7 protein-coding genes are annotated in these 8,219 nt (G+C 69.0%); 2 read left to right on the top strand and 5 right to left on the bottom strand.

All coding sequences use genetic code 11. The annotated features are described in order from the left end of the window. Positions 1-97: 97 nt before the first annotated feature. Genes ABZ796_RS27435 through ABZ796_RS27455 form a run of 5 tightly spaced genes read right to left on the bottom strand, consistent with a single transcriptional unit; the run spans position 98 to position 4,751 of the window. Positions 98-1,096, bottom strand: coding sequence for a branched-chain amino acid ABC transporter permease (locus ABZ796_RS27435; protein WP_357341330.1), 999 nt, complete (start codon positions 1,094-1,096; stop codon positions 98-100). Next, complete coding sequence (locus ABZ796_RS27440) at positions 1,093-1,965, bottom strand: branched-chain amino acid ABC transporter permease (protein ID WP_357341331.1); 873 nt, start codon at positions 1,963-1,965, stop codon at positions 1,093-1,095. Before ABZ796_RS27440 ends, ABZ796_RS27435 begins: the two co-directional genes overlap by 4 nt. 29 nt (positions 1,966-1,994) lie before the next feature. Further along, positions 1,995-3,242: an ABC transporter substrate-binding protein gene (locus ABZ796_RS27445; RefSeq protein WP_357341333.1), complete on the bottom strand. Its 1,248-nt coding sequence runs from the start codon at positions 3,240-3,242 to the stop codon at positions 1,995-1,997. A gap of 50 nt (positions 3,243-3,292) precedes the next feature. Then, positions 3,293-3,985, bottom strand: coding sequence for an ABC transporter ATP-binding protein (locus tag ABZ796_RS27450; protein WP_357341334.1), 693 nt, complete (start codon positions 3,983-3,985; stop codon positions 3,293-3,295). Then, positions 3,978-4,751, bottom strand: coding sequence for an ABC transporter ATP-binding protein (locus ABZ796_RS27455; protein ID WP_357341335.1), 774 nt, complete (start codon positions 4,749-4,751; stop codon positions 3,978-3,980). Before ABZ796_RS27455 ends, ABZ796_RS27450 begins: the two co-directional genes overlap by 8 nt. 189 nt (positions 4,752-4,940) lie before the next feature. Here ABZ796_RS27455 and ABZ796_RS27460 point away from each other — a divergent pair, with 189 nt between their 5' ends. Then, positions 4,941-6,614, top strand: coding sequence for a tannase/feruloyl esterase family alpha/beta hydrolase (locus ABZ796_RS27460; protein WP_357341336.1), 1,674 nt, complete (start codon positions 4,941-4,943; stop codon positions 6,612-6,614). A 55-nt stretch (positions 6,615-6,669) separates the two neighbouring features. Then, the gene (locus ABZ796_RS27465; protein ID WP_357341338.1) at positions 6,670-8,169 is read left to right on the top strand and encodes an amino acid permease; all 1,500 of its coding nucleotides are present in this window, start codon (positions 6,670-6,672) and stop codon (positions 8,167-8,169) included. The last annotated feature ends 50 nt before the right edge of the window (positions 8,170-8,219 follow it).

An 8,219-nucleotide genomic window follows, 5' to 3' on the forward strand; every position in this document is an offset into this window, starting at 1 on the left:
TCGACGGCGGCCAGGGCGCTGCGGTCGTAGAGTGCCGGCCACTCGCGCTCGGCCAGCAGGTCCGCCGTCTCGGCGAAGGGAGGACTCGGCGCTGGAGCTACGAGCGGTGGCGGGTCAGCCAGAGGTGGCGGGCGGTGCCCCAGATGCCGCGGCGGAAGAGCAGCACGACGGTCACGAACACGGCCCCGGTGACGATGCCGATCCCGTCGAACCCGGACGAGGCCAGGTAGTCGGCGAGGATCACGATGAGGCCGGCGCCGATGACGCCGCCCCACAGGGTGCCGATCCCGCCGAGCACGGTCATCAGGACGACCTCGCCGGAGGTGGCCCAGTGCAGCTCGGGCAGCGCGACGAATCCGTGCGAGACGGCGAAGACGCCGCCGGCGAGACCGGAGAGCCCGGCCGAGAGCACGAAGACGATCAGCTTGTAACGCTCGACGTCGTAGCCCAGCGCCCGAGCCCGCGGCGCGTTGTCACGGATCGCGACAAGCACCCGTCCGAAGGGGGAGTGGACGATCCGCCAGGCCGCCCACATCCCGAGCAGGATGATCGGCAGCGCCGCGTAGTAGAAGAAGAACGAGTCGGTCTCGACCGCCTCGATCCCGAAGAACGACCGCGGTACGCCCTGAAGCCCGTTCTCCCCGCCGGTGAGCGAGGAGGCCTGGTTGGCGATGAAGAAGAGCATCTGCGCGAAGGCGAGGGTGACCATCGCGAAGTAGATCCCCGACCGCTTCACCGACAGGTAGCCGATCGGCACCGCGAGCAGCATCGCGAAGAGCGCCCCGCCGAGGATCGCCACCGGGAACGGGACGCCGAGATGGATCGCGATCAGTCCCGTGGCATAGGCCGATCCGCCCCAGAAGGCGGCGTGACCGAAGGAGAGCAGCCCGCAGTAGCCCAGCAGCAGGTCGAGGGCCACCGCGAAGAGCGCCCACGCGGCGATGTCCATCGCCACCGGCGGGTAGACGAACCAGGGCAGGCCGAGCGCCACCGCCAGGCCGATCCCCAGCAGGACCAGCCGCTGCCAGGGCCGTGCCCCGGCGATCGTCGCGTGCTGCTCGGTGACGCTCGCGCCCGCTGTTGCGATGCTCGTCATGCCGTCGCCTCCTCTCGGCCGAAGAGCCCGGCCGGCCGGGCCAGGACGACCACGGCCATCAGCACGAAGATGAGCACCTGGGAGAACGTCGGTGCGTACGCCTGCCCGAAGGCCTCCACGAGCCCGACCAGGAACCCGCCGACGACGGCGCCCACGATCGAACCGAGCCCGCCGATCACCACGACCGCGAACAGGATGATGATGAAGTCGCTGCCCATCTCGGCGGTGATCGCCCGGAACGGTGCCGCGAGCACTCCGGCCAGACCGGCGAGCGCGACCCCGAAGCCGAACACCGGCGTGACCCAGCGCCCGACGTTGATCCCGAGCGCGCCGGCGAGCTCGGGCCGCTCGGTCGCGGCGCGGACGATCATGCCCACCCGCGTACGCGTCATCAGCAGCCAGACGCCGAGGCAGACGAGCAGCGCGACCCCGATCACGAAGAGCTGGTAGACCGGCAGCCCGACGCCACCCACCTGCACCCGGCCGGACAGCAGCTCGGGGCGCTCGTAGGGCAACCCCGAGACCCCGTAGCGGCGCTTGACCAGGTCGACCAGCAACAGGGTCAGCCCGAAGGTGAGCAGCAGGTTGTAGAGCGGGTCGAGCGGCAGCAGCCACTGCACCAGCAGCCGCTCGACCAGCATCCCGAAGACCAGCATCAGCAACGGCACCACGATCAGTGCCAGCCACAGGGTCATCCCGACGGTGTCCAGGAGCACCGCGGCGGCGACCGCCCCCAGCATGTAGAAGGCGCCGTGGGCGAAGTTGACCACGCCCAGCACCCCGAAGATGACCGCCAGTCCGAGCGCGGCCAGCGCGTAGAAGCTGCCGGCCGCGAGCCCTTGGACGGTGTACTGCAGAACCGCGTTCATACCAATCCCTCTAGACCTCGGATGCGCAGCTACATCGAGCAGCCGGACTCAGCCGCCGGGCGGAATGCCTCCTCGGCCGGGATCGTCTTGATGATCTCCTCGTAGTCCCAGTCCTCCTTGACGTCGGCCGGGCCCTTGACCCGGGCCAGGTAGACGTCGTGGATGACCCGGTGGTCCTCGGCGCGGATCTCACCGTTGCGCAGGAACATGTCCTCGACCTTCTTGCCCTCGAGCTCCTCGACGACCTTGTCGGCGTCGTCGGTGCCGGCCGCCTGGACCGCCTCGAGGTACTGCGTCGCCGCCGAGTAGTTGCCCGCGTGGGCGTACGTCGGCCGGTCGCCGGTCTCCTTCATGAAACGGTCGGCCCACTCGCGCGACTTCTCGTCGAGGTTCCAGTACCAGGCGTCGGTGAAGATCGTGCCCTCGAACGCCTCGACGCCGAGCGAGTGGATGTCGGAGATGAACATCAGCCCGACGGCCAGGTCGATGCCCTGGTCCTTGAGCCCGGACTCGTTGTACTGCTTGACCAGGTTGATCAGGTCGCCGCCGGCGTGCATGGTGCCGATGACCTGCGGTTTCGCGGCTCCCGCCTTGGTGATGTACGTCGCGAAGTTGTCGTTCGGAAACGGCGTCGCGATCGTGCCCCCGACCTTGCCGCCGCCGGCCTCGATCGCGCCGGTGAACGACTTCACCATGTCCTGGCCGAAGGCGTAGTCCGGGTAGATCAGCTGCCAGTTCTTGTCGCCCTCCTCGGTGACGACGGTGCCGGTGCCGTTGGCCAGCATCCAGGTGTCGTAGGCGTAGTGGAAGGTGTACTTGTTGCACTGTGCGCCGGTCAGCTCGGTGGTCCCGGCCCCGATGTTCATGTAGAGCTTCTTCTTGTTCTTCGCCTGGGTCGCGACGGCCAGCGCCGCCGACGAGGTCGGCACGTCCAGGATCACGTCGGCGCCCTCGCGGTCGTAGAGCTCCTGGGCCTTGGTGTTGGCGATGTCCGGCTCGTTCTGGTGATCGGCCGAGGTCACCTCGATGTCCTCGACGACGGCCTCCTCGCCGTACTTCTCCTGGTAGTCGTCGATCGCCATCTGGATCGCGACCTTCGAGTTCGGGCCGGAGACGTCCTTGTAGACGCCGGAGGCGTCGTTGAGCAGGGCGAGGACCACCTTGTCGTCGGTGAAGTCGCCTCCGCTCGCGCTCGGCCCGCCGGCACCGCAGCCCGCGGTGACCAGGACACCGGCCATCAGCATCGAGGCGCCGGCAGCTGTGCGTCGCTTGTTCATCGTGTCTCTCCTAGTGGGGTAGGGCTGTGCTCGATCTCTGGGGACGTACGTCAGATCCCGAGGTGTTCGAGTAGCTCGTCCTGACGTTCGACGAACTCGTCGTTGTCGAGGCTCTCGACCAGGCGGCCCTGGGCGAGCAGGTAGTGGCGGTCGGCGACGGTGGCGGCGAAACGTACGTTCTGCTCGATCAGGAGCACGCCGATCCCGGACTGCTTCGCGGTCCGCACGATGTCGCCGATCTGGGCGACGATGACAGGGGCGAGCCCCTCGGACGGCTCGTCGAGCAGCAGCAGGCGGGCGCCGGTGCGGAGCACCCGGGCGACGGCGAGCATCTGCTGCTCGCCGCCCGAGAGCGTCGTCCCACCCGCTCGGCGGCGGCTGCCCAGCGCCGGAAAGGCGTCGTAGACCTGCTCCAGCGTCCAGGCGGAGTCGGAGACCTTCGGCGGAAGCAGGAGGTTCTCCTCCACGCTCAGGTTGGCGAAGATGCCGCGGTCGTCCTGCACCCAGCCGATCCCGGCGCGGGCCCGCTTGTGCGCGGGCAGCGAGGTGATGTCGCGGCCGTCGAGCCGGATCGATCCGGTCAGGTGCTTGTGGAGACCCATCAGGCAGCGTACGAGCGTGGTCTTGCCGGCGCCGTTGCGGCCGACGAGGGTGACGACCTCGCCCTCGCCGACGCTCAGGGTGGCCTCGCGCAGGGCCTGCGCCTCGCCGAACCAGGCGCTCAGCTTCTCTATCTCAAGCACTGTGGGCCTCCCCGAGATAGGCGGTGATGACACGCGCATCGGCGCGGACCTCGTCGTAGGGGCCCTCGGCGAGCACCGCGCCCTGCTGCAGGACCGTGACCCGGTTGGCCAGCTGGCCGACCACGTGCATGTTGTGGTCGACGAGGACCACCGTCCGCCCGGCCGCGATGCGCCGGACGAGCTCGATCGTCCGGTCGACGTCCTCGATGCCCATCCCCGCCGTCGGCTCGTCGAGCAGCAGCAGCCGGGGCTCGACCGCGAGCACGAGAGCGAGCTCGAGCGCCCGCTTCTGCCCGTACGCCATCAGCCCGGTCGGCCTGTCGGCCAGCTCGGTCAGGCCGACCTCGGCCAGCAGCCGGTCGACCTCCTCGCGCCGCCGCCCCAGCAGCTTCTCCGAACGCCAGAACTTCAGCCCCTGGTTGGTCAGCCCCTGCAGCGCGATCTCGACGTGCTCGCGCGGGGTGAGGTTCTCGAAGAGGCTGGTGATCTGGAAGGAGCGGGCCACGCCGTGGCGGGTGATCCGCTCCGGTGCCATCCCGGTGACATCGTCACCGAAGACCGTGATCCGTCCGCTGGTGGGCTTGAGGAAGCCGGTCAGCAGGTTGAACAGGGTCGTCTTGCCGGCGCCGTTGGGGCCGACGAGCGCGTGTACGCCGCCCTCGGCGACCTCGAGGTCGACGGAGCTGACCGCGCGAAAGCCGCGGAAGTCCTTGGTGAGACCCTCGGTCCGTAGTGCGCACCTCGGGGTCGATGTGGTGCTCGTCACAGGGGCGACGCTAGGGAAGTGGTGAGACGTACGCCATAGGGGTTCGGGACACACTGGACCCGTCTGCTGTGTGGTCGATCGCCATGCCGACCTGTCGGCGCGGCGCCTGCGGTCGCCCACATCTCGGGCGGCGGAGTTGTGTGCGGAGACCACATGGCGCACGTCACACCGCGTCGCGATCCTTGAGAAATGGCCCCCACCCGTCTCGTACGCAGATTCCTGACCGTCGGCTCGTCGCTCGCTGTCGCCGCCGCGGCCCTGGTCGTCGGCCAGGTGCCCGCGAGTGCCGCGCCGTCGACGGGCACCGCCGACTGCTCGTCGCTGGTCGGACTGAGGATTCCCGCCCACCGCATCGGCCTGCCGACGACCGGTGCCGAGGTCACCGCGGCGACGTCGATGCCGGCCGCCGGGACCGGCCCGACCGCGCTCCCGGCCTACTGCCGCGTCGACATCGCGATCCATCCGGTCGACCCCGCCGCCCCGGACATCCGGATGGGGCTGGCCCTGCCGCAGGGGTGGAACGGGCGGACGATGATGTTCGGCGGCGGTGGCTACAACGGCACCGTCCCCAACCTCGCCCAGAACGTGCCCTTCGGGCCGGTCGACCAGCGCACCCCGCTCGGCCGCGGCTACGCCACCTACGCCAGCGACTCCGGTCACCAGGCCGACACCAGCCGCCACCCGATCGCCAGCCTGGACGGCTGGTTCGGGCAGAACGACGAGGCGGTGCGCAACTTCTCGGGTGATGCGCTCAAGAAAGTGCACGACACCGCCACGTACGTGATCACGAAGGCCTTCGGCCGCGCTCCCGGCACGGCCTACTTCGCCGGCGGCTCGACCGGCGGCCGCGAGGCCCTCGCCGTCGCGCAACGCTGGCCGCGCGACTTCGACGGGGTGATCTCCGCCTATCCCGCCTGGAACGCCGCGACCCTCGATCTCTTCTTCGGCCGGATCACCCACGAGTTCGCCAAGCCCGGCGCGTTCCCGTCGAAGGCGCAGCAGGACCTGGTCGCGCAGCGGGTCCTGGCCGCCTGCGACGGCGGTGACGGGCTCGCGGACGGGGTGATCTCCGACGAGGCCGGCTGCGACTTCGACCCGGAGACGCTGCTGTGCGGCGAGGACGAGACGCCCGACGCCACCTGCCTCGCCCGGGAGCAGGTGGATGCGATCGTGGCCGCCGACAGCAGCTGGCGGTTGCCCTACCGGGTGGCGAGCGGGGAGTGGGGATATCCCGGGTTCCCGCTGCTGTCCGGGGGCCGGATGTCGACGCCGATCCTCGGTTTCGGCACCACCGCACCGGCCGACCCGATGCCGGTGACCGCCGGCTACGGCATGCAGTTCTGGAACCAGTGGGCCAAGTACTTCGTCGCTCGCGACCCGCAGATCAGCCCGTTCGCGATCGACCCGGCCGAGCCGGGGGAGTGGCAGCGCCGGATCAGCGAGCTGACCGCGCTCCAGGATGTCAACGACGCCGACCTGCGCCCGTTCGCCCGGTCCGGCGGCAAGCTGATCCTGGTCCATGGTGCTGCCGACGAGCTGGTCAGCCACCGTTCCACGATCGACTACTACCAGCGCGTCCAGCGGGTGATGGGCAAGCGGGCGACCGAGGGGTTCTCGCGGTTCTACCTGGTGCCCGGCGCCAACCACGCCAACTTCGCCCCGGTCGCCTTCTCCGCTTCGTACGACTCGCTCACGGCGCTGCAGACGTGGGCCGAGCGGGGCCTCGAGCCGGGAGAGAACCAGGTGGTCGCCGACGGCAACGCCGGGGCCAGCCGCACGCGGCCGCTGTGCGAGTGGCCGACCTGGCCCGCGTACGTCGCTGGGCCTGCCTCCGAGGCGAGCAGTTTCCGGTGCGGGATGTGACGGACTACACCCCCGACCCTTCCGGTCCATCAGTCGAGATGGTTTCCTATCCCCCATGTCCATTTGGCGAACAAAGTCCATCGAGCAATCCCTCGCCGATGCCGACCACCCTGATTTCAAGCTCAAACGGCGGCTCACCTCCGTCGACCTGACCGTCTTCGGGATCGGCGTCATCATCGGAGCGGGAATCTTCACTCTGACCGGTCGGGCCGCGGCCCAGTACGCGGGACCGGGGGTCGTCTTCTCCTTCATCATCGCCGCGATCTGCTGCGGTCTGGCGGCGCTGTGCTACGCCGAGTTCGCCTCGACTGTGCCGGTTTCCGGGTCGGCGTACACGTTCTCCTACGCCACCCTCGGCGAGATGCTCGCCTGGATCATCGGCTGGGACCTGATCCTGGAGATGGTGCTCGGTGCGTCCGTGGTCGCGCAGGGCTGGAGCAGCTACCTGGTGATCTTCCTCGAGGAGATCGGCCTCGGCTGGCCCAAGGGCCTGGGACCGGACGCCAATGCCGACTTCGGTCAGCCCAACCTGGCCGCGCTGCTGCTCGTCGTCGTTCTGGTCGGCCTCATCGCGATCGGTATCAAGGAGTCGCTGCGGGTCAACCTCGCGCTCGTCGCGGTCAAGCTCTTCATCGTCCTGTTCGTCATCGTCGCCGGAATGTTCTACATCTCGGGGTCCAACTACTCCCCGTTCATCCCGGAGCGCGCCGGCTCCATCAGCGGCGAGGGCATCCACCAGCCGCTGATCCAGTGGGCCTTCGGTCTGGAGCCGCAGACCTTCGGTGTCCTCGGCATCATCTCGGCCGCCTCGGTCGTCTTCTTCGCCTACATCGGCTTCGACGTGGTCGCCACGACCGCGGAGGAGGCCAACAACCCGCAGCGCGACCTGCCCCGCGGCATCATCGGCTCGCTGGTGATCTGCACGATCCTCTACGTCGCAGTCGCCCTGGTCATCACCGGCATGGTGAAGTACGACCAGATCGACCCCGAGGCCGCGCTCGCCACGGCGTTCCGCGACGTCGGCCGCGGCGGCTTCGCGACGCTGATCTCGGCCGGTGCCGTCGCCGGTCTGACCACCGTCGTCATGACGCTGATGATCGGCGCCATCCGGGTCATCTTCGCGATGAGCCGCGACGGTCTGTTCCCGGTGAGGTTCGCCCACGTGAACCCGAAGACCGGCACCCCGATCCGGATCACCCTCACCGTCGGCGTCTTCGTCGCGATCGTGGCCACCTTCACCCCGATCGGCAAGCTCGAGGAGATGGTCAACATCGGCACCCTGACCGCGTTCGCGCTGGTCTCCATCGCCGTGCCGATCCTGCGCAAGCGGCGCCCGGACCTGGAGCGCTCCTTCAAGGTGCCGTTCAGCCCGGTGCTGCCGATCGTGGCCGCGTTGATCTGCATCTACCTGACGCTCAACCTGAGCGTCGAGACCTGGCTGCGGTTCCTGGTGTGGATGGCGATCGGCTTCGCCATCTACTTCGTCTACGGCTACCGCAACTCGCGGGTCGGCAAGGGTGGCGACGACAAGACGGTCGAAACGCTGCACATGTGACCCTGGTGATGGTCAGGAGGCGGTGTGCGAGGCGATCATTGCCGCCGGCG

The organism is Nocardioides sp. NPDC047086 (genome assembly GCF_040643685.1).
In the GTDB taxonomy this organism is placed as follows: domain Bacteria; phylum Actinomycetota; class Actinomycetes; order Propionibacteriales; family Nocardioidaceae; genus Nocardioides.

Bases quoted from the DNA above. Each gene is read 5' to 3' on its own strand.
- ABZ796_RS27445 (WP_357341333.1), bottom strand. From the start codon at position 3,242: ATGAACAAGCGACGCACAGCTGCCGGCGCCTCGATGCTGATGGCCGGT.
- ABZ796_RS27460 (WP_357341336.1), top strand. From the start codon at position 4,941: ATGGCCCCCACCCGTCTCGTACGCAGATTCCTGACCGTCGGCTCGTCG.
- ABZ796_RS27435 (WP_357341330.1), bottom strand. From the start codon at position 1,096: ATGACGAGCATCGCAACAGCGGGCGCGAGCGTCACCGAGCAGCACGCG.
- ABZ796_RS27465 (WP_357341338.1), top strand. From the start codon at position 6,670: ATGTCCATTTGGCGAACAAAGTCCATCGAGCAATCCCTCGCCGATGCC.
- ABZ796_RS27440 (WP_357341331.1), bottom strand. From the start codon at position 1,965: ATGAACGCGGTTCTGCAGTACACCGTCCAAGGGCTCGCGGCCGGCAGC.